Raw genomic sequence first — 18,633 nt, 5'->3', positions numbered from 1 at the left:
TGGCTAGATCCCTAGCGAAAGCTCGGCGCCCCTCCCCTCAGCCCCCCTTTCCCCGAGTCTTGATCAGTGGGTGAACTGCGAAGGAGCTCGCCTAAACAGCCCAATGTTGTTTCCGAGAGCGATTGGTAAGGCCGCAACCTCTGAGTGAGCTTCAGTTACCCTCTTCAAACTCATCCTCTGTCGCCCCCATGACTTCGACGAGCGCCCTTCTGGTCCTGCCATTGGCGGTTACTTTGTATGCCGTCCCGGCAGTGCCTCCCAACGAAACCACATACTTGATCAAGCCAACCATCCTGGTCTCGGTCAGTGTGAGCATGATGCCACCTGCATCATAGTCGCCCTCTCCCAAATGCAGGAAGGCCTTGGCGGGCACGCCGGCGTAGAGGTTACTCAGCGAGCTCTTGCTAACCGTGTTGACCCAGCTAACGTCGCCGGAGCTGGAGACGCTGACCTCCCGATGGTTGACCAGTGGTCCACTACTAGTTCCTACCCGGCCCTGCGCCTCGGTCAGGCGTGCAGCGTTAATCGGCCAGCCTCGAATTGCAAAGATGCCTCGATCAACTTGGCGCAAGAGGGGCGAGCAAGCCAAGGCAACAGAGAAGGAGATGGCGTTGAGTCCAAGATTTACGACCAATGATTGATGAAGTTCGCTGCGAGAGGCCAGCCCGCCTCGAAGCTTGAGTTCCTCAACGATTGATTGTGCAACTCCCTTCTTGCCCTCACGAGGCGCACCAGGGTTAGCCAGCCGGAAGTCGTCGCCTTGTTGGCAGACTAGAACAGGCGTCTTGGCGAGAACCCTTTGAACGACCTCCATTGGCGGCCAAATGCCGGCATCTTCTGCAACATCAGATGAGGCGCCACGTGAATAGCGTGTTACGCCGCTATAAATGACCTCGATGTCAAGTGCACCCTTTGCATTGGAGAGGATATCGATCGCCCGGTTCACGACTCGATTCGCGCTCCCGTCAACACCAAACCAATACCAGGCTTGATCGTCATCGACCCACTCGAATCCTGGGGCATGAGCGATGATTGAGCGGAACTCATCAGGAGCGATCCAATCTCCGTGCTGGCGCATGGTCAAGGCCCAGACGAGATTGATCTGGGCGGCACCACAATGCCGGATCGCCGCCTTGGACTGCGAAATCCCCGCCACAAACCACGTGGGCAGCTGCCCAGGAAGGACCACCGGATCTCCCTTCTTGATCTGAATGATCTGAACGGGAAGAGATCGCCCGAGCACCTCGCGCCCGTAGTCAATTGCGCCCTGCAAGCTCAGTGTCCCACCCAAGAGACTCCGCAACCGCTCTTCAGCCTCTGGAACTGCAACAGCTCCCAGCTCCTGACACGCCTCTGCTAGTGCATCGAACTGCGCTGTTAGGACGGTGGTCGTCGGAAGGAAGGACAGCTGCTTGTCCACGATCTGACGGATGCGCTCGCGGGTGATTCCATGAATCTCCCCTATGGCACTCAATGTGCTCTCGGAATCTCCCTGCCCGCCATAGCGGGCCCTGAAGACCTGCGCATTTCGCTCGGCATGGGAGGGCGCATGCGCGCGCCGGCTTAACAGACAACCGTTGAATAGAATCTCCTCGTATAGATCCGTCGGAGAAGCCATGGACGCTATCACTTCAGCTTGAATGGCCCGCCCCTGGCGCACGTCGAAATCGGGACCAGGGGGTTCAACGCAGCATGCCTCAGCGATGGCACAGATATCCTTGTACTTAGGAATTCTGCTGATTCCCGGGTTCTCCCATGCTGCCACTGACATATGCGATCGTCCTATGCGGTCCGCCAGCTCCATCTGGGTTAAGCGGCCTCTTGGATTATCGCGGCGCGCGGAGCGGAGCCAAAGCTTCAGCGCATTGCGCGATGCTCGGGGAAGTACAACCGTTTTTTCTGAAGGAGTGAGGTCCAGCACAGTTGGGCAAAGGTAGTCGGCCGCCTGTACTACAAGATCGTGGGCAGGATAGCCGGTAGCGGCGGAGATCTTTTTGATTTCCTCTGGCAGAGGAGTGTCTTGACAATGCAAGCTGAAGAGCTTGACGAGTCGCTTCCTCTGTATCCCTGTCTTTGCATGGATATCCGAGATGCCCTCGGATCGCTGTAACGAGAGCGACATCCAGTTTTTGATGATCTCAACCGCGGACTCGTCTGAAAGCTCTCCTGCTTCGGTACCGATCCACCCGTCCAGCATCTCCCCCTCCCTGCCTTTTACGGCGTTCCTTGGAGATGAATATCGCGTTCCAGCCACCGACTGTCCACTCTGCTGTCGATTGCGCCGTTCAAGAGCGTCAGACTCGGCAACAATAGAGCGCCACGAGGAGCAGCTCTATGATCCGACGGACCTAGCACCCGGGAGAAGGAAGGTGCCGCCGGCCAGCATCACTCGCTCAATTGAGCCCCCTCTCGCGAAATCTGGGGCACATTGCCCGGGGTTCTAGCGCAAGCGGGACACCTTTTCCGGAGTTCGCGGACGATGGGGCGCTTTTTCCGTAGTTCACTAAGAACGGGGCGCATTTATCGTAGTTCGAACTACGGACAGTTCACCCAATCCATGTCGCCAAACTATAAGAATCAATGGCTTGCAGATGGGGGACATCGTCCCCGTCAATCAGTATCGACTTGACCGGCCCCTGGGCCGGTTTTTCTTTCATCGGTGATCGTCTGATCACGCCCGAAGGCCGCGAGTTGCTGCCCGAAGATCTGGCCTGGCTGTCGCTCACCGCCTGCCAAGCGCAGGAATGGCGCCGGATGATGGAAGCTGCCCGCTCGTCGCCGTCGATCGACAGTTCCAGAAATGTGCGCAATCGCGACGCCGGCATTCGCCATCATCCTGCCACTGTCGTCAATCTGCGGGACGTTGTGAGCCAGCGCAAACAGCGTTCGGCGGTGGCGATGGCTGGCGCTGACGCCGCACCACCAGCGGCAGACCTACCGGCACCGGGGCCAAGGCGCCACGAGCGCGTGTAAGGCGACTCCGTAGGGGCGCTGCCCCTACACCCCGGATCACTGCTCTCGGCAGCGTTGCCAGCCGCCTGCGGGCGAAGAAACCTGTTCCCATCCGTTTGAGAGCCTTCGGAAGGCTTGACCGCCAATACAGGCGAGTCCTGAGCGCCTAGCCGCATCGGACCCGAGCGAAGGGAGCCCGACGACGCTATCGGAAGGACCAGGGCGACCGGCGCGGCGCGCCTCATCTGAAAGCAGACGGGCTTCGAGGTGCTCGCAGTACGTCTTTACGCCCGGGTGCGGGTGGTTCGGCCAGGCCAATTCGTGACAATTGAGCGGCGTGGTGGTCTTTGACATCGAGTTATAAGCAGGCTTCGGGGCCGCTGGGAGAGGCTTCGGCCTGGGGCCGGTAGCCGACTGCAGCTGCGCTGCGGCGGGCAAAGCGAACGCGAGAAGCGCGAAAAGGAAGCCAGCGCGGATATCCATACCCTACCCCTGTCAGGTTTGATTACACCGACAAGGCTAGCGTCGGTTGAACGCGCGGTCCATCCACCTGGCAAACCAGTAATGCAGGTCGAAGAATTTGCTCATGCGCCGACTATAGCCACAAGCACGACCAAGAACGCCAGGTGGCCAACGTAATAGGCGTAGAAGGCCCGGCCTGATCGTGGAATCCGTGCCGGCAGTTCGCCCAGGACCATGGCAGGCAGGGCCAATAATGCCCAGCCGTTGCCGTTGTACAGGCAAAGCATGCCCATGCATGCCCACACCCAGATCGGCAGCACCAGGTAAAGCCGTTGCTGGCGCCAGTCCCAGGAGCCCAGCAACCAGTGCATGCGCCTTCCATGATTTTTGAACCACGCCCAGGCCGCCAGAACGAGCCATACGCCGGGCCAGGTGTAGTCGAGGGCGACAGGGGCCACGATACACAGCAACGCCGCCAGCGCCCACTGACGGCGTTCCAGGGCCCATATGCAGCCGGCTGCGGCGGCGAACGTCAGCAGGACGTTGAGCGGCAACGCCTGGCCGAATGCCAGCACAGCCGCGGGAGTGGCAACCAAGCCCCAAAGCGCCAGGCGCCGAGCAGACTTGCCCGCATCGGCGCCAGGTTGCGCCAGGTTGTAAGCCATGACCAGGGCGAACACGGGGAACGCAACGCGACCGAGCTGGGAAACGACTGGCACGTGACCCAAGCCAAACACCGTCACAACGTGATCGCCGGTCATCAGCACCAGGGCAAGCCACTTGAGCAGTTCACGTCCACCGCTGGTCATAGCCGATTCTCCCCAGCTGGCGTTGTCATATAGGTGCCAGTTGGGATCGGCGGCGACTCGGGAAAGCTCCCCATTGCGCGAGGCTGTCGCTCAATGGCTACGCCCTGGCCCCGCTGCTCGATCTGATCCAGGGCGCGGTTGATCTGCGTATGGCCATCCACAAGCCTGTTCTCACGTCGAGGCAGATACGGCTCGTACTGGCCACGCCGAGCAACGTAACGGCACGTCGGCTCGTCAAGGTCGTAACGACTGCCCTGCTCAGTCACGCAATTGCAACTGGGCTCGTCATGACCACCGAGACCATTCTGGCCACCCAACGATGACATACAGAACACACGCGGTGGCTCGCTGGGAACACTGAGCGCGTCGTCATATACCGGCGCGCTCCAGGGCTGAGATGGGACGCGCGGTAAGAACTTGTCGACGTAATCCTTGAGAGGTTGTGACGGCTTGGCCGCCACCGCTCCGCCCGCCGTCGCTAACGCTCCGTCGCGCGGAGCGCTGACGCCGCTGGCACTACCTGGCGCGGGAAGGTCGCCGCCGCTCATGCGCTTGTCCATTCGCCCGAACGCCACGTACAGCATCACCACTGCAACTACGGCGAGAACAGGTAGCGCGATGTAGTACCAGGGAATCTTGCGCTCGGTGGTATCGAGCTCAGTAGACTTGTACATGCCCATCGGACGCGTCGGGAGCGTCTTGCGCTTGATCGTCAGAGGCGTCGCCTTCTCGGCCCGAGCCTCGAACCTGTCGAACTCGCGGAGGTGCACGAACTTCGTTCCGAAGCGGCGGCGCACATGTACGTGGCGCTCGATCAGGTCATGCACGAACTGATCGCACTGCTTGTCGGGGGATTGGCTTACGAAAATGAAGTCCAAGCCCTTGTGCCGGTGCTTGGCAAGTTGCTCCACGTGGTGTGGAACCTTCGCACCGGCTGGCCGCTTCGGAAGCATGCCGTGCTCATACGCCTCATCGACCAGGGCGACCGCGCCATCAGGCAAGAAGTTAGGCCAGTCACGGAACTGCTCCGGCGTCATTTCCAAAACGCCAGTCTTCGCGTAGTCAAACTCGCGAATGTTGCATGCGTATACGATGCGCCCCTGGTCTTTGAACTCAAGTAGGCGCTCGATGGCGTGAAGCGTCTTGCCGTGTCCGGGTTGGCCGGTATACCAGTAGATCATGAGCCCGCCCCCAGCTGGTCAGCGACAGCCTTGGGAACAATGAAGACTTTCCAAGCCATGCGAACCGTCAATGCAGAGAAGATCATTGAGAAACAAATGCCGACACCCAGATAGTTGAGCATCTGCCATGCGGGACCGTCGATTCCGCCAATAAACTGCATGACGAACTCTTTGAGCTTGGGCAATAGCGCATTGAAGGTGACCGTGGTCAAGCCGAAAGTCGCAAGCCCTTTGCCCACCAGCCCGGCCGCAGCATCCTTCAGCTTGCCGACCAGCGACGTTGTTGCATCTGTAATCCAGTCAGAGATCATGCCCATCAGAAAATGCCTCCCATGAGAATTCGAATCGCAGAGTAGGCACCAAAAATCAGGATCAATGCGCGAAGGATTGCGGCAATACGGCAGAAGTGGGGGAAATCCGCCGAAGTAACCGTTTTGCCCATGATCGTGATCGCGGGAGGCTCGGGACACGTTCCAGCACCGCCGAACATGTTGCTGGTATCAAGGCTGTCCGTCGAAAGCCCGATGCCCCACTTCTTGGCGCTAGCGATATCTGCCGCGTTGTCGCCGACCCCCGTCACCTCCCCCCTCCCCTCCAGCGCATCAGGCACACCGTTCCCGTTCGCATCCGTCTTGCTGGAGCCAGGCGTCTCCGATTTCTCGCCCGCCATCTTCTCCAGCGCACACGCAGAACGCCACTGCATCAACAGCCCCGCGTACTCCATTGCGTTGCACTTCTCACCCGTGCAGACGGGCATCCCAGACTGCGAGCAATGTCCGCCACTGATGTTGTTATTCCTGCGCGTATTGCAGTCAATGCGCCACTGGATGCGGGCCTGCCCGCACATGATCGGAGAACCACTGCACGAAGGCGGCGCGTTACAGGCGTCGCCACCGCTAAACGTCTCCGGATCATCTGGCCCGGTCGGGTCAGGGTCGCCATCGTTGTCGCTATCCCGCTTGCAGGTTCCGTCCGGGCCGCGCACCTCACCCTGAGCACACTGGCCGTCACCCGGAATGCAATTGCCCAATGGGCTGCGAATCATGCCGGACGGGCATTCGTTGTCCTCCTTCTTGCACGACCCATTGACGAGCGCCATGCCATCCGGGCAGGGCTTCTCATCAGCGCAGGTATTGCCGACCATAACCTTGCCCGGTGGACACTCCGGCTCAACGGGCTGGCAAACGCCAAGCATGGCGTTCCAGACCATGTTCTTTCCCTGAGCCGCGCAGTCTGGTTTCCGATCACATACCCGCCCATTGGGGCTGTACGTAGTCGTGTCGTCTTCGTTCTGACGATAGGTAACTTCGCAGTTGCTTATGCACCTAACAGACCCGCTCGGAGGAAAGAATGGGGTGGTCTTGCTCGGCTCGCTAGAACACTGATTCCGCCAGTACCACGTGCCTCCCAAGAACTGACCGACCTCTTTGCCCTGAGAATTTAGCCCCCAGTAAACCAGCACGAAACGCCCCGTCGTCTGGCCGGACGACATTTGACACTCCCTGCGGGTGACGCCGCCAGGAATGCTCGAATTGCCCGTAATGACAAAGGCATTGCATTGCGCTGATGCCTCGGCCGGCGTGCAATTAGTGCCGTCAATGCTGCAATTCTTGGTTGTCTGCGCCTCAGCGTGTCCAAGGCCGGCCCACGCGAGCAGAAGCGCCATGAAAGCGTAGACGGTTCGCCGTACCAATGCCCTGGCAAAAACACGCGCTAACCAGTTCATTACAGACCCTCGAACGCGAGCCAGCATGCACCACAGATAGCCACGATGACGAAGTAGCCCATGATCCCTTCTCCCAATAAAAAGGGGGCGAACGTTTCCGCGCGCCCCCTGCTCCGCGTTGCACGGCGTTACTTGGCGGCTCGCTTGGTGTACGCCCACACGACCAAGATGCCGAGCAGCAGGGCGATGGCGCCGATCACGATTGCCATGTCTGCGTTGCCCTTCGCGACCTCGGCAGCGATGGCTGCGCCGGGCGAGGTGCTGCCGGAGGCCAGGGCTGCGCCCGATGCGGCCAGGGCACCGGCACCGGCGCCGATCTTGGTGAGGGTGGAGGCGCCAAAACGGCGCAGGGTGTTCATGTGCTTCATTGCGGTTTCCTCGTCATCAGTAGACCCCTATGCGCGCAGCGCGGAATACGAGGCGCGCCTTCAACCCAATCGCCCAGGACAAAACAATCGCTCCTGCAACGAGGGTCCCATCGGCCAAATCCAGGGGAGGCAGAATTGGCTGGTGGTATGGCATCCAGACCGGCACCGAGCACGTGCCGTCCTGCTGCACTTTCTCAGCAGCGCAACCGACCACGTAGAGAGGTGCCGGGCCGGACATGATCAGGCCGCCTTGTTAGCCGGCTGCGCCTTCACGCCTACCGGATCAACCAAGGTCATGCGGCGAGCGAGCTCCACACCGAAGCGGCCCGGCACCAGGTCCGTGGTGAGGTCCCACTCCTTCACCGCGCCAACCGGATAGCCCTTATCCAGGCCATCGACTTCGACTTCGATTTGGATGCGCATGGCTTCGGTTTCGAGCGTTGCACGCTGACTGTAGATCGGCTTCTGCATGCCCTTGCTGGTGGTCACGGTGCGGGTTTCGACGGCGGTATTGATCGTGATCTTCGGAGCGTTCATGGGTTCGATTCCTTGGTCTATTTGATTAGCGTTGTCGTTTCGTCGTTGGCAAATTTCGGGCGGTACTGTGGGGTCAAGCTAAGTCCCCCCCTACCCCCCCGCAGGGAGACGTGGTGGACCGCTTGTTGCCCCGTTGCGCGATGCTTGCATCAGTCCGCCCGGTGACCAGGTGTCGCCCTGGCCGGTCGGATCGCGTCTTGCTGTCACCTGCGATCAAGGCGTCTTGCTCTGGGCGGCGGGTGTAGTCGATGGGCGGCGGGTTCCATGCCCCGAAGTTCCGCGAGAAATCGACCACACCCCCTTTCGTGACGTACTTGCTTACGTAACCGGTAATGTCTGCCTGGCTGCGCGGCGCTTCGATGCGATTGCGACCGAACTCCCGGTACCACCATTCGTGCCACTCGTAACGACTGGCGAGGCGATTGAGGTCATCGGTAGGTGCAGCTGCAACGGCGTGGAAGTGCAAGCGACCATCGCGATGGAACTCCTGCCCTCGCGCCCACTGAATGCCGCCGTGCCAACGCGATGCCCACTTGGGACCGTAGATGCTGCGGTTAAGGCAGCTGACGAAGTAGCGGAACGCTTTATCAGCCGCTTCCTCGTGCATGCCGCCTGTTCGACTGGTCTTGCTGAGCTTGAAGGTGAGCGTCCAGAACTGCTGCCAGGGAACGCGCTGGAGTAGCTCGGCGTATCCCTGCGCCTGGTAATCAACGCGCCGCAGCTGGTGCAGCAATTCAGCGTCGCATCCGATGCTCGGAGGATCTGTAGGCTGCCCCCGCACAGGTAGCACGGACTGTTGGGGAAATGACTGTTCATCGGCCATCGCCCTTCCGCCGCTTGAACCAGTGACGAAGTGCCAGCCACGCCTGCTCAATGACTATGGAAATGATCGCCAACCCGAGTACCACGGCCACAAAGGCGACGAGTGCCGCAAGGCCCATATCGAACTCCGCCAGCTCGGCGAATGACGGGTACCTGCTCATGCGACGCGCTCCTGTTCGTCGGCAAGCTCGGCTGCGGCAAGCAGGTTGCCGCGCTTCGTAGCTTCGATTTCCAGACGGCGCAGCTCAGCGACCGACTGAGCAATGAACTCGCTTTCGCGTGCAGCGCGACCAGCGGAGAACGCACGCCGATCAACACACCACGTCACGAATTTAGCTAACCCCAACGACACGGCTGCGATACACCCCAGCAGCACGGCGAGAACAAGTGCGTCCATGTGCCCTACCCCTCCCCAAGCCCCAAGGGGCCCCCGGGCGGCCTTGGGGTGCCGACCGGGGGTATCGGCTACAGGCGTAGTCGATGGGGCGCACCATAACCGGCTACACCCGTAGCCGTCAACACCTGTAGTCTTCGCCCGTAGTCAACGGGTGGAGACGGTCATGGACTGGGTGGAGTTTTTCGAGAAAACGCGGCAGGCGGCAGGCGTCGAGAGCTTTGCGAAGCTCGCTCCGAAGCTCGGCATTTCCGACGGCGCCATTTCTCACTACCGCACCGGGAAGCGTGTTCCTCAAGTGTGGGTTGTCGCGGAATGCTTGAAGATTCAAGGGCATCCGCAGCCGGAGAAGGCGGCAATCCAGATCATGAAGTCAGAGGCCCAGACCTCGCCGGAGCGACACTTCTGGAAGAGACTGGCGGCGACCGCAATGGCGGTGATGCTGGCAGTTGGCTTCGCCCTGCCCCGTGATGTCCAGGCAATGCCGCAGCCAGGTAAAGCCTTGCACGATATACATTATGCGCAATGTTGTATCGGGGGTGATCCAGTTCGTGGGCTCCGCTTGGCAATGGCCCCGGCTCTGGCTTGGCTCTTGCCTCCCTGCTGGCTCCCCCGACAAGGATGAGATTGCAGCATGCAAGATCGATCCCCATGATCGCATCGACCTGACCGGCCCTTGGGCCGGTTTCGGATTCCAAGCTGGGCACATGTTTACGCCTGAGGGTCACCAGCTGGAACCTTGCGACATGACCTAGTGGCCCCTGACCTGCAACATCGCGCGGGAATGGCGGCTGATGATGGCTGAGGCAGCTCCCCGGGCTGCAGTTACACGGAAAGCTTCAAGCACGGCGAAATCCATCGTGATCTACCTAGCCGAAGCACTCAGAATTTGCCGAGAACGACGGTTCGGCGTGCCTGATCCCGGCCCCGACGCCGAGACGTCCAATGTGGTTTACATGAGTCGTGGGCCAAAGCCGCGTCAGCGCGTGTAAAGCGCTTCCGTAGGGGCGCTGCCCCTACACCCCCAGTACAATGCAATCTGGACGTGATTGGCGGGGCGTATGGAGCGCGAACGGCCTGAGTACCTTCCGCCGATTGAGCGGAAGTGTTGGAATTTCCCGTGGCTAATTACCGGATTTTTGACTCTGGTGAGTCTTACAACCATTGGCGTGCTTACCCTGGGCCGCACAAACAGTGCCTGGAGTGAGCGTTTTGATGGTGTACGGCGATCCATTGAGGCCGCTGAGCAGCCGTCGACAGCTAGGACTGAGATGTCTGCTGATGGAGGCTGGGTTCTTTCGCCGCGAGATCATTGCCCGTGACGCGTCACGATAATCAGAAGCTGGCCGGGTAAGGCGGTGTCTCCGGGAACGTCCCCATAGGGTGTTTCCCGACCTCAACCAGTGCATGTGGTGACTTCCCAGGCGCGCCAGATGGCGCGGACTGAGCGATGCCGCGAGCTGGGTGATCCTGACTCGACTCCGATTCCTGGCGTGGTGCGCGATAAGGGTTGTAGGCCGGGCCATCGCGTGCGATAGCCACGCATACCGGCAGCGAAATCTTTGCCTTGGTGCCCTGCTCCGTTACGCAGGTGCAAGTGGTGTCCTGCTCAGTGGTGCCCGAGGCCATACAGTACAGCTCGGGCTGCGTATGCCTATCAAGGCGACGGCCACTGACAGGCCCTGCCAGACTCGCTTCGGCACCTTGAACTTGTGGCTGGCCGTATGCAGCATTGCACTGCGATACCTGTCGTAGAGGTTCTTCGGGTAGACCCAGATTTCTTCCTCGGCCTTGTCGCGTATCCGCTCGTCGTAAGGATCAGCCTGCACGCGGGTCCACGCCAGAACACCAGCTCGCTGCATGCCAAACGCACGATTCATGTGGGTATGCGAGCCGATCAGGCTGCTCACCTCGTAGTGGATGTGGACGGGAACAGCCTGCCATAGCGCTCCAGCCCCTGAGTGTTGCCATCCGAATGCGCCTCGTCGTACAGCACGAAGGAGCCATCGTGAACCGGACTTGGTCTAGCAAATGATCACGTTCTAACGGACTGAAGTTATCCTACTAGATCGCTGCTACTGCTCCAGGTCGCTAGAGCTCCGATCCTCATCAGCATTCGACCGCCGCCCTACCCCCGCCCCGATAAATCCCCCTAATTCCCTGCCCTTCGTGTTGGCGCGGGTCTACGCGCGCATGCCCTTTGTCAGAAGAGCCTGTCTGCCGACTCTCGTTGCAACCCGCGAACGACAGTTGAGGCCGCAGCATGTGAAAGAACAGGGCGATCTTGAAGGCGCACCTCCGCTGGGCAGGGCTTCAAGAGCAGACTGAGATGCGCGAGGCGACTTCAGAGTCGATCATTGGGCGCGCCTCTACCGTGCAAAGCCGCGAGGAGCGCACAGCCGAAGGGAGCACTGCTTGATTGACAACTGAGTAGTCACGCTTCCTAATCGGGCCACGGAGTGCCGCTTGCCTATCGATCCCCACATCATGTCAAGAACATTCACTAACGATATCGCATCGCACGCGAACATCGACAGCCTTTCCCAGGCAGTTGTAGCCGTTGCTGCCACCTCACTGGCGCGGGACTGGGAGAACGGGCGCCACCAGCACCATAAGGCGCAACTGATTTACTCGGTTCGGGGTGTCTTGACCTGCGAGGTGGAAGACGGCGTCTGGATCGTTCCGCCGCAGTGCGCAGTCTGGATACCTGGCGATCTTCCCCATTCGGCGAGGGGGGCTGGGCAGACAGAATGCTATTGCCTGTTTGTCGAACCCGACGCCGCACGAGGCCTCCCCAAAGTCTGTTGTACCGTTGCCGTATCGCCATTGCTACGCGAACTGCTGCTGAAGGCGGCTGACTTTCCGGAGCAGTATGAAGTTGGAGGTAAGGAGGAGCGGCTCATTGCTACACTCCTCGACCAACTGGTGGAGGCCCCAGTTGAAGATCTGCATCTGCCGATGCCTCGTGATGCAAGACTCCGTCGATTGGCCGAACTGCTGCTGATCGACCCGGCTGACAAGACCACGAAAGGCGTATGGGCTGCCCGCGTCGGCATGAGCGAGCGCAGCATGAGCCGCCTCCTGCAGAATGAAGTTGGAATGGGCTTTGGGCGTTGGCGCAGGCAGTTGCACGTTATCCTCGCGCTCCAGCGTTTGGCTAAAGGTGAAAGCGTCCAAACGGTCGCACTGGATCTAGGATACGGTAGTGCGAGCGGCTTTGTGACCATGTTCCGCAAGGCGATGGGGAAGCCGCCTGGGCGATATCTTTTGGAACGTTCCATGATTGCGCCGCAAATAGCGCCGCTGGGAATCCGCTTGGACGGCCGATTACCGAGCTGAATGGGCTAGCCAACTACAGCTCAAGGCGGGCCATGGCCTGCTGCGACCTTACCCGGAACCGCGTCACTCCATCAGGTGTTTTTCAAAGGCCTTCCGTCCCTCAGGCCGGATTGAGCTGGCCAGGACCGCGCATGGACGCTGGTCGCTCTGCGCCGCCGGGATCCTGGTCGCCTGACGCTTCGCATGCCTGCCCACCTGCCGCTGGCCTAACTGAACAATAGACTGGCCTGGGTTCGCCATTTCTCCAACGGATTTCGTTGTTAAATGCGCTACCTCAAATGCGAATGACTATTATTCATGACCGGCTTGCTGATCGCCGATGCTTTCCACTGCCAGATCGAACAACTGGCCAGCACAGTAGGACGTTCTTATCCAGCTGATAGGCGATCGCGGACCGTTCAATGCGCTCGCCTGACCGTGGCGATTGCACTGGCCCTGGTGATCACGCCGACTGCATTGGCAGGCGAACCCGCTCCGTCGGAGCGCGCCGACCAAGAGGCAGTTCCGGAAGAGATCGCGTTGCCCACGGTTACAGTGCTTGGCCGCAAGGATAAAGCAGCCACAGAAGGCACCGGCTCTTATACGACGCAGGAGTCCTCTGCCGCCACGCGCATGCCGCTGTCGTTCAAGGGAACGCCACAGGCACTGACTGTGATAACGCGCCAGCGTCTGGATGACCAGCAACTTGATTCGGTACAGGCTGCCCTGGAGAACACTTCAGGCATCGCCACGTATCAGTCCGATAGTGAGCGCACCAGCTTCTATTCGCGCGGTTTCCTGGTCAACAACATCCAGTACAACGGCATACCCACGGTGGTCGGCAGCACCGTCAATGGAAGCGGCATCGGCTCAGTTGATACAGCCTTCTACGATCGCTTGGAAGTTGTGCGTGGCGCGTCGGGCCTACTGACAGGTACCGGCAACCCTTCAGCCGCAATCAACCTTGTCCGCAAGCGACCATCCCGTGATTTTTCGGCGGCCGCGTCGTTGGGGGGCGGAAGCTGGGAAACCTATCGCGGCGTCGGCGATATCTCCACACCGTTGACCGCCGAGGGTCGGATTCGGGCCCGCCTGGTGGGAACGTACCAACGCGGGGACAGCTATCTTGACGGCTACAGGCCGCAGAGGAAGTCACTGTACGGCGTGATCGAGGCAGATCTGACCGCAGACACGATATTTCGTGTGGGATACGAATACCAGGACATCACGCCGAAAGGATCGACCTGGGGAGGTCTGCCGCTTTGGTTCAGCGATGGCACGCAAGCGGAGTATGCACGCTCCAAGAACTACGCGCAGGACTGGAGCTACTGGAACAATAGGTTCAAAACCGCCTTCGCCGAAATTGAGCATCTGTTCGGCAATGGATGGAAGTTTCAGGCCACCGCGAATCAGTATCGAGCGGAACACGCTGCCGAACTCCTTGGCCTGATCGGCCGCCCTGATCGTGCCACAGGCTTGGGTTTCTTCCCCAACGGGGCCTATCCGGTAGCACTGGCATCCGAGGGACGCAGCCGGCAGAACACCTTCGATGCCATGGCCAGTGGCCCCTTCCAACTGTTTGGCCGACAGCACGACCTGGTCGTCGGCGCCACCGGCTCTCGGCGCAAGGCAGATCAGGAGGACGTCCCACCATTCTATGCAGGCGTCTCGCCGGTGAACGTCTATGAGCTGAGCCCTGAATTCCGCAGGCCCGACTTCGATGCGATGCCCAGGACGCCGACGCGCACCCGAATCAAGCAAAGTGGCATCTACAGTGCGACGCGACTCTCGCTGAGTGAGCCCCTGAGACTAATTGTCGGAGGTCGCCTCAGCAACTATGAAGTGGACGACGCGGCCGGTTCAGTGCCGTTGCACTACAAGAAAAGTGGTGAGTTCACTCCATACGCCGGCCTGATCTACGACATCAACACGACGTACTCGATCTACGCCAGCTACACAGGAGTTTTCAATCCACAGACCGAGTACCGGAATAGCAACGGCAACGTGCTGGCCCCGTCCAGGGGAAGAACAAGCGAAGTGGGCCTGAAGGGGGCGCTTCTCGACGGGCGCTTGAGTGCCTCGATTGCCCTCTTCCAGACCGACCTGGACAACGCCGCACAATCGGTCGCCGGAGCATACACACCCAGTGGAGCACAGGCCTACCGCGGCGCCGACGGCACCAAGTCTCGCGGCGTCGAGCTGGATCTTCAGGGAGAACTGTCCGCTGGATGGAACATCTACGCGGGTATCGCGCATTTCACTGCGAAGGACGGTGCCGGCGATCGCTTGAATTCGCAGCTGCCTCGAACGACGGCGCAGCTTTTCACGACATATCGGTTGCCCGGTCAGTGGGACCGATTGACCCTGGGTGGCGGGTTCAGATGGCAAAGCCGCTTCTATAACGCGCCCAACACAGGAACCAGTTCGCTGGGTGGAGAACAGGGATCCTATGCACTTCTCTCGGTGATGGGCCGCTACTCCATCACGGAAAAATCCAGTGTGGCTATCAACATCAACAACATCCTGGACAGGAAATACGCGCTTCAGAAGGGGGATTTCGACACCGTCGGCTATGGCGCGCCGCGCAACGTAATGGTGACGCTGAACTACAAGTACTGACCAGCCCCTTGCAGCCATTCCACGACTCGCCCCCTTACACGACAAGATCCATACCCGTTCATCGGAGAAGAAGCCGCGATGTCCACTCAACCTTCCTCACCCACCGCCACACCCAGGCGCGGAGGCATTCCAAACACCGTCGCCTTATTCTGGCTAGCGACTGCCGCTGGCGCCATTCTCTTTGTCACCTTCCAACTGTTTTTCTACGTGAACGACTTCGCGAGGGCCAAAGGAGCGACGCCAGCGATCACGTTTGATCAAGACGCGCTGTGGGCTTTTCCCGCCTATTACGGATGCTGGATCGTGACAGTGCTTCTCGCACTTTCAGCCACCCGCAGAGCCTACTGGCTTGCGCTGATACTGGGAAGCGCGCTTGTGCTTTTGAATACTCTCGGAGGCGTCTTCGATGGCTTCAGGGACGGTTGGCACGTCACCTTCTCTGCAATCTTCTTTATTACGCTGCCCGGCCTTTTCGCTGTGGCATCCACTTGGCGGCACATCAAACTCAACGGAGAAGTCCATGTCGATGAACAGTACTGATTTTCCCCTGGTCTGGATGGACCTCACGCAAGGCCCGGGGCATGAGCATCGAGATGACTTCGAAGCGTTCGAGGAGAATTTGCGCCGGGGGGAGCCCTTTGTGCTTCTTACAGATACTGCGCCATCGGAGGAACATGACCACTCTCCAGCCGAGAAAAAACGCATGGGACTGTGGATGAAGCAGCACAAAGCTGAGCTTCGAAGGCTGGTTCTGGCAATGGTCCTGGTCGAGCCGAATCCGAGCAAACGCCTTGCGTACAAGGCGTTTTCGGTGCCCTTTTCGAAGTTCTGGGGCTACCCTCTTCATATTGCCACTTCGCGTGAGAAGGCAGTAGAGGTTGCGAGGAACCTGCTGTCTCAATCTGTCCAAACGCCCTGAACAGCCTTCGCTGGACGCGATACTTTCAGCGTTGCGGCCATCCGGAACGGCTGGTACACCAGGGGGCAGTGCTTGATCATCTTCAAGATGTCCTATGGCGGCTCGAGCCGGATTTGTTCTTGTGCCGGCATCGAGTGCTGGCACCCCGCCTGTTGATTTGACAGTGTGAAGGGCGACTGCGGCCTTGTTGACCAAGGAAAGCAGGAGTTTGCCTGACTTCTGCTTTCGACCAGGAGCAGGCACTCGCCTTTCCCCCGATAAACATCCCTTATCGCGAGTCGCGCGGCAGGATTTAATTCAATTAACGTGACGCGTCACGCCCGTTTACCCCCACCCCATTGGCGCCCTCCCCCTCTCCCACTATAGTGCCAACCCTCACAAGGACGAGGCGGCACACATGCCCTATATCGGAATCGGACTCCACGTACTGGCCGCCATCTACTTCGCGGTGCACGCCATCCGCTCGGGCCAGAGCCTCTACTGGCTCATCCTGCTCTTCTCGTTCCCACTGCTCGGCAGCGTCGTCTACTTCCTGGCGATCTACTTCCCGGAAGTCCGCCATTCGCGCGGCGCCCGGCAGGTCGTCCGTTCCGCCAAGCAGCTCATGGACCCGGGCCAGGACCTGCGCAGCGCCCGTGCCGAACTGGCGCGCACGCCGACCGTGCAGAACCGGGTTCGCCTGGGCATGACGCTGCTGGATGCCGGCCAGGCCGAGGAAGCCAGAACCCTGCTCGAGCACGCGGCCAGCTCGCCGCTGGGTGACGACCCCTACATCCTGACCGGTCTGGCGCGTGCCCGCCTCGAGTCCGGGCACGCTGCGCTTGCGGTGGAGACGCTGGACGGCCTGTTCGCACGCCACCCGGACGTGGGCCGCAAGCCGGAACAGACCCTGCTTTACGCGCAGGCACTGGCGGCTGCCCAAGCGCCCGGCACCCGTGCCGCGTTCGAGCGCGCCGTGGAATGCGGAAACGATGCGGCCGCACGCTGCCTCTACGCCGAATGGCTGATGGCGCAGCCGCAACCCGACGATCGCGAGCAGGCCCGCAGTCTGTTCGCCAGCATCATCGATGATGCCCAGCACTGGTCGCGCCATGCGCGCAGCCACAATGCCGCATGGCTGGAGCGGACTAAGGCCGCGTTGAAGGCCTACTGACGCCTGGCAGCCGTTGGCAATCCTGTCGCATTCGCCTCGCTCAATGCCTCGCCGGGCGGATGCCGACACTCGCTAGGCTTGCACCACCGACATCGCCGATAGCGTTGTAGCGCAAGGCTCCAGCCTGGTTGCGCCGTATGCAACGATTCTGAAAATGTTGAAAGTGGTGACGTCATCGGCCCTACTGCATTGGCATCACGCATAGGTCCGCGTATTCCTTGCCCTGCCACCGTGCATCGGTGGTCGGGATTCGAAACCCCGGTTGTGTGGATGTTGCTCGCACTTGCCAGCCGGCACTGCTTCGCGCGGTGCCGGCTGGCAATCCGTCAGTCGGCTATGGCGGGCGGTGCGTGGAGGCCTTGCGCCTGCCCGGTCATCCACACACGGGGTTTCGAACCACGCATCGTCCGCCACCTTTATCGGTGGCGGCTTCTGCATGCACGCAAGGAGCCCCGCCATGACCCAGCCCCACTCCCCTGCCCCGCACCCGATCCACGACGCGTCCGCCAACGGTCCTGCCTTGGACCCGAACACCCTCATCGCCCTGCTGCACAGCATCGGCGCCGGCGCCGCCTCCGATGGCCAGCCCTGGCCTGAGCGCCATCAGATGCCCGGCCGACGCATCGCCCTGGCGGATACCGACTGCTCGCTGGCGGGTCTTCGGGTGGTGCTGGAGATCCTGCTGGCCGCGCAGCGCGCTCGCGAGAACGGCGAGCTGGAGCAATACGTCGGCCCGCGCGTGATGGAGGGCCTGATCATGGCCGGAATCGGCCTTACCGCACACGCCAGTACCCGACTGCATCCGGAGGGCTGAGTGGCGTGGTGCCGCTGGGCGGCCAACGCGCTCTGTCTTGTGGTGGTGGTTGCGGCACAGACGCAGTGGCTGGCACCGCCCAAGCCCTCGCCTATCGGTTTCCACAGCATCCCTGGCGATCGCTTTCTGCAGTTGCGCCGCCAAGCCATGCAGTTCGTGGAGGATCGGCCACGACAGGGCTTCCAGTTCGTCGAGCGGCATCGAGATGCCGCGTTCCAGGTTCATTGCCGAGGCATACCCGTGCTGTGGCTGGAGAGGCGCCCGCACCATCTGCTGTTGTGGGCCTCGCTGGACGCGAAGCAGCGGGCGCCCGCCGTTGTGCGGTTGCGGGCGCTCCTCCAATGGCAATTGGAGCCGTTGGATTACCTGGAGCAGGTACTGGCGGGCGTGCCGGAGCCTGTTGTGTTGGATCGGGTGCTGCAGATTCTTGCTGGCGATGTGCCTGATGGGGCGCGATGTGGCGTGCCGTAGTCGAGCATGGCTCGACTCTACAGGGCTGCGGGCTGCGAGGGTTCGGGCTCCAGTCCTTCCGCTCGTCACGTGCGCGACAGGCATTGGT

20 protein-coding genes are annotated in these 18,633 nt (G+C 60.7%); 9 read left to right on the top strand and 11 right to left on the bottom strand.

What is annotated here, in order from left to right; translation table 11 throughout:
- Positions 1-151: 151 nt before the first annotated feature.
- On the bottom strand, positions 152-2,197 hold the full coding sequence (locus AC2A1N_RS20220; RefSeq protein ID WP_032966756.1) for a helix-turn-helix domain-containing protein: 2,046 nt from the start codon (positions 2,195-2,197) through the stop codon (positions 152-154).
- A gap of 428 nt (positions 2,198-2,625) precedes the next feature.
- Here AC2A1N_RS20220 and AC2A1N_RS20215 point away from each other — a divergent pair, with 428 nt between their 5' ends.
- Positions 2,626-2,973, top strand: a complete 348-nt coding sequence (locus AC2A1N_RS20215) for a DUF3653 domain-containing protein (protein WP_484373309.1) — start codon at positions 2,626-2,628, stop codon at positions 2,971-2,973.
- Between the two features lie 563 nt (positions 2,974-3,536).
- Here AC2A1N_RS20215 and AC2A1N_RS20210 read toward each other — a convergent pair.
- The 9 genes from AC2A1N_RS20210 to AC2A1N_RS20170 all read right to left on the bottom strand — a co-directional run bounded on the left by AC2A1N_RS20210 (position 3,537) and on the right by AC2A1N_RS20170 (position 9,254).
- Positions 3,537-4,223, bottom strand: a complete 687-nt coding sequence (locus AC2A1N_RS20210) for a TraX family protein (RefSeq protein WP_484373307.1) — start codon at positions 4,221-4,223, stop codon at positions 3,537-3,539.
- Entirely contained in the window at positions 4,220-5,404 is a 1,185-nt protein-coding gene (locus AC2A1N_RS20205; protein WP_484373305.1) for a zonular occludens toxin domain-containing protein, read from the bottom strand. Before AC2A1N_RS20205 ends, AC2A1N_RS20210 begins: the two co-directional genes overlap by 4 nt.
- Positions 5,401-5,721, bottom strand: coding sequence for a DUF2523 family protein (locus tag AC2A1N_RS20200; RefSeq protein ID WP_484373303.1), 321 nt, complete (start codon positions 5,719-5,721; stop codon positions 5,401-5,403). The genes AC2A1N_RS20205 and AC2A1N_RS20200 overlap by 4 nt, the downstream gene beginning before the upstream one ends.
- On the bottom strand, positions 5,721-6,614 hold the full coding sequence (locus tag AC2A1N_RS20195) for a virulence factor TspB C-terminal domain-related protein (RefSeq protein ID WP_484373301.1): 894 nt from the start codon (positions 6,612-6,614) through the stop codon (positions 5,721-5,723). The genes AC2A1N_RS20200 and AC2A1N_RS20195 overlap by 1 nt, the downstream gene beginning before the upstream one ends.
- A 644-nt stretch (positions 6,615-7,258) precedes the next feature.
- A complete protein-coding gene (locus AC2A1N_RS20190; RefSeq protein ID WP_484373299.1) occupies positions 7,259-7,489 on the bottom strand; it encodes a hypothetical protein in 231 nt (76 codons plus the stop codon).
- Between the two features lie 249 nt (positions 7,490-7,738).
- Positions 7,739-8,035 carry a hypothetical protein gene (locus AC2A1N_RS20185; RefSeq protein ID WP_065198572.1) on the bottom strand — a complete coding sequence of 99 codons (297 nt, stop codon included), beginning with the start codon at positions 8,033-8,035 and terminating at the stop codon, positions 7,739-7,741.
- Positions 8,036-8,108: 73 nt separating this feature from the next.
- Entirely contained in the window at positions 8,109-8,858 is a 750-nt protein-coding gene (locus tag AC2A1N_RS20180; protein WP_484373297.1) for a rolling circle replication-associated protein, read from the bottom strand.
- Positions 8,848-9,018 (bottom strand): hypothetical protein, encoded by a 171-nt coding sequence (locus tag AC2A1N_RS20175; protein WP_484373295.1) that lies wholly within the window; start codon positions 9,016-9,018, stop codon positions 8,848-8,850. Before AC2A1N_RS20175 ends, AC2A1N_RS20180 begins: the two co-directional genes overlap by 11 nt.
- On the bottom strand, positions 9,015-9,254 hold the full coding sequence (locus AC2A1N_RS20170; RefSeq protein WP_484373293.1) for a hypothetical protein: 240 nt from the start codon (positions 9,252-9,254) through the stop codon (positions 9,015-9,017). The genes AC2A1N_RS20175 and AC2A1N_RS20170 overlap by 4 nt, the downstream gene beginning before the upstream one ends.
- Positions 9,255-9,417: 163 nt before the next feature.
- Between AC2A1N_RS20170 and AC2A1N_RS20165 the strand changes: the two genes are divergently transcribed.
- Positions 9,418-9,876, top strand: a complete 459-nt coding sequence (locus AC2A1N_RS20165; protein WP_484373291.1) for a DUF3693 domain-containing protein — start codon at positions 9,418-9,420, stop codon at positions 9,874-9,876.
- A gap of 958 nt (positions 9,877-10,834) precedes the next feature.
- Here AC2A1N_RS20165 and AC2A1N_RS20160 read toward each other — a convergent pair.
- Positions 10,835-11,161, bottom strand: coding sequence for a zonular occludens toxin domain-containing protein (locus AC2A1N_RS20160; protein WP_242892676.1), 327 nt, complete (start codon positions 11,159-11,161; stop codon positions 10,835-10,837).
- Between the two features lie 556 nt (positions 11,162-11,717).
- On the opposite strand from AC2A1N_RS20160, the gene AC2A1N_RS20155 reads away from it, so the two are divergent.
- The 7 genes from AC2A1N_RS20155 to AC2A1N_RS20125 all read left to right on the top strand — a co-directional run bounded on the left by AC2A1N_RS20155 (position 11,718) and on the right by AC2A1N_RS20125 (position 18,545).
- Positions 11,718-12,590, top strand: coding sequence for an AraC family transcriptional regulator (locus tag AC2A1N_RS20155; protein WP_242892679.1), 873 nt, complete (start codon positions 11,718-11,720; stop codon positions 12,588-12,590).
- Positions 12,591-12,887: 297 nt separating this feature from the next.
- A complete protein-coding gene (locus AC2A1N_RS20150; RefSeq protein WP_242892683.1) occupies positions 12,888-15,188 on the top strand; it encodes a TonB-dependent siderophore receptor in 2,301 nt (766 codons plus the stop codon).
- Positions 15,189-15,266: 78 nt separating this feature from the next.
- Positions 15,267-15,728 (top strand): hypothetical protein, encoded by a 462-nt coding sequence (locus AC2A1N_RS20145; RefSeq protein ID WP_242892686.1) that lies wholly within the window; start codon positions 15,267-15,269, stop codon positions 15,726-15,728.
- Positions 15,709-16,107 (top strand): hypothetical protein, encoded by a 399-nt coding sequence (locus tag AC2A1N_RS20140; protein ID WP_242892689.1) that lies wholly within the window; start codon positions 15,709-15,711, stop codon positions 16,105-16,107. Before AC2A1N_RS20145 ends, AC2A1N_RS20140 begins: the two co-directional genes overlap by 20 nt.
- 397 nt (positions 16,108-16,504) lie before the next feature.
- Positions 16,505-17,260 carry a tetratricopeptide repeat protein gene (locus tag AC2A1N_RS20135; RefSeq protein ID WP_242892692.1) on the top strand — a complete coding sequence of 252 codons (756 nt, stop codon included), beginning with the start codon at positions 16,505-16,507 and terminating at the stop codon, positions 17,258-17,260.
- Positions 17,261-17,717: 457 nt separating this feature from the next.
- A complete protein-coding gene (locus tag AC2A1N_RS20130; protein WP_242892695.1) occupies positions 17,718-18,074 on the top strand; it encodes a hypothetical protein in 357 nt (118 codons plus the stop codon).
- Positions 18,075-18,545, top strand: coding sequence for a hypothetical protein (locus tag AC2A1N_RS20125; RefSeq protein WP_242892697.1), 471 nt, complete (start codon positions 18,075-18,077; stop codon positions 18,543-18,545).
- The last annotated feature ends 88 nt before the right edge of the window (positions 18,546-18,633 follow it).

This window comes from Stenotrophomonas maltophilia group sp. SKK55, assembly GCF_057179845.1.
Note: the sequence above shows the minus strand (reverse complement) of the source record. Positions and strands in the feature narration are given on the sequence as shown.

Excerpts from the sequence above, each read along its gene's own strand:
- AC2A1N_RS20220 (WP_032966756.1), bottom strand. The coding sequence starts at position 2,197 with ATGCTGGACGGGTGGATCGGTACCGAAGCAGGAGAGCTTTCAGACGAG.
- AC2A1N_RS20210 (WP_484373307.1), bottom strand. The coding sequence starts at position 4,223 with ATGACCAGCGGTGGACGTGAACTGCTCAAGTGGCTTGCCCTGGTGCTG.
- AC2A1N_RS20205 (WP_484373305.1), bottom strand. The coding sequence starts at position 5,404 with ATGATCTACTGGTATACCGGCCAACCCGGACACGGCAAGACGCTTCAC.
- AC2A1N_RS20200 (WP_484373303.1), bottom strand. The coding sequence starts at position 5,721 with ATGGGCATGATCTCTGACTGGATTACAGATGCAACAACGTCGCTGGTC.
- AC2A1N_RS20195 (WP_484373301.1), bottom strand. The coding sequence starts at position 6,614 with ATGGTCTGGAACGCCATGCTTGGCGTTTGCCAGCCCGTTGAGCCGGAG.
- AC2A1N_RS20190 (WP_484373299.1), bottom strand. The coding sequence starts at position 7,489 with ATGAACACCCTGCGCCGTTTTGGCGCCTCCACCCTCACCAAGATCGGC.
- AC2A1N_RS20185 (WP_065198572.1), bottom strand. The coding sequence starts at position 8,035 with ATGAACGCTCCGAAGATCACGATCAATACCGCCGTCGAAACCCGCACC.
- AC2A1N_RS20180 (WP_484373297.1), bottom strand. The coding sequence starts at position 8,858 with ATGGCCGATGAACAGTCATTTCCCCAACAGTCCGTGCTACCTGTGCGG.
- AC2A1N_RS20175 (WP_484373295.1), bottom strand. The coding sequence starts at position 9,018 with ATGAGCAGGTACCCGTCATTCGCCGAGCTGGCGGAGTTCGATATGGGC.
- AC2A1N_RS20170 (WP_484373293.1), bottom strand. The coding sequence starts at position 9,254 with ATGGACGCACTTGTTCTCGCCGTGCTGCTGGGGTGTATCGCAGCCGTG.
- AC2A1N_RS20165 (WP_484373291.1), top strand. The coding sequence starts at position 9,418 with ATGGACTGGGTGGAGTTTTTCGAGAAAACGCGGCAGGCGGCAGGCGTC.
- AC2A1N_RS20150 (WP_242892683.1), top strand. The coding sequence starts at position 12,888 with ATGACCGGCTTGCTGATCGCCGATGCTTTCCACTGCCAGATCGAACAA.
- AC2A1N_RS20145 (WP_242892686.1), top strand. The coding sequence starts at position 15,267 with ATGTCCACTCAACCTTCCTCACCCACCGCCACACCCAGGCGCGGAGGC.
- AC2A1N_RS20140 (WP_242892689.1), top strand. The coding sequence starts at position 15,709 with ATGTCGATGAACAGTACTGATTTTCCCCTGGTCTGGATGGACCTCACG.
- AC2A1N_RS20135 (WP_242892692.1), top strand. The coding sequence starts at position 16,505 with ATGCCCTATATCGGAATCGGACTCCACGTACTGGCCGCCATCTACTTC.
- AC2A1N_RS20130 (WP_242892695.1), top strand. The coding sequence starts at position 17,718 with ATGACCCAGCCCCACTCCCCTGCCCCGCACCCGATCCACGACGCGTCC.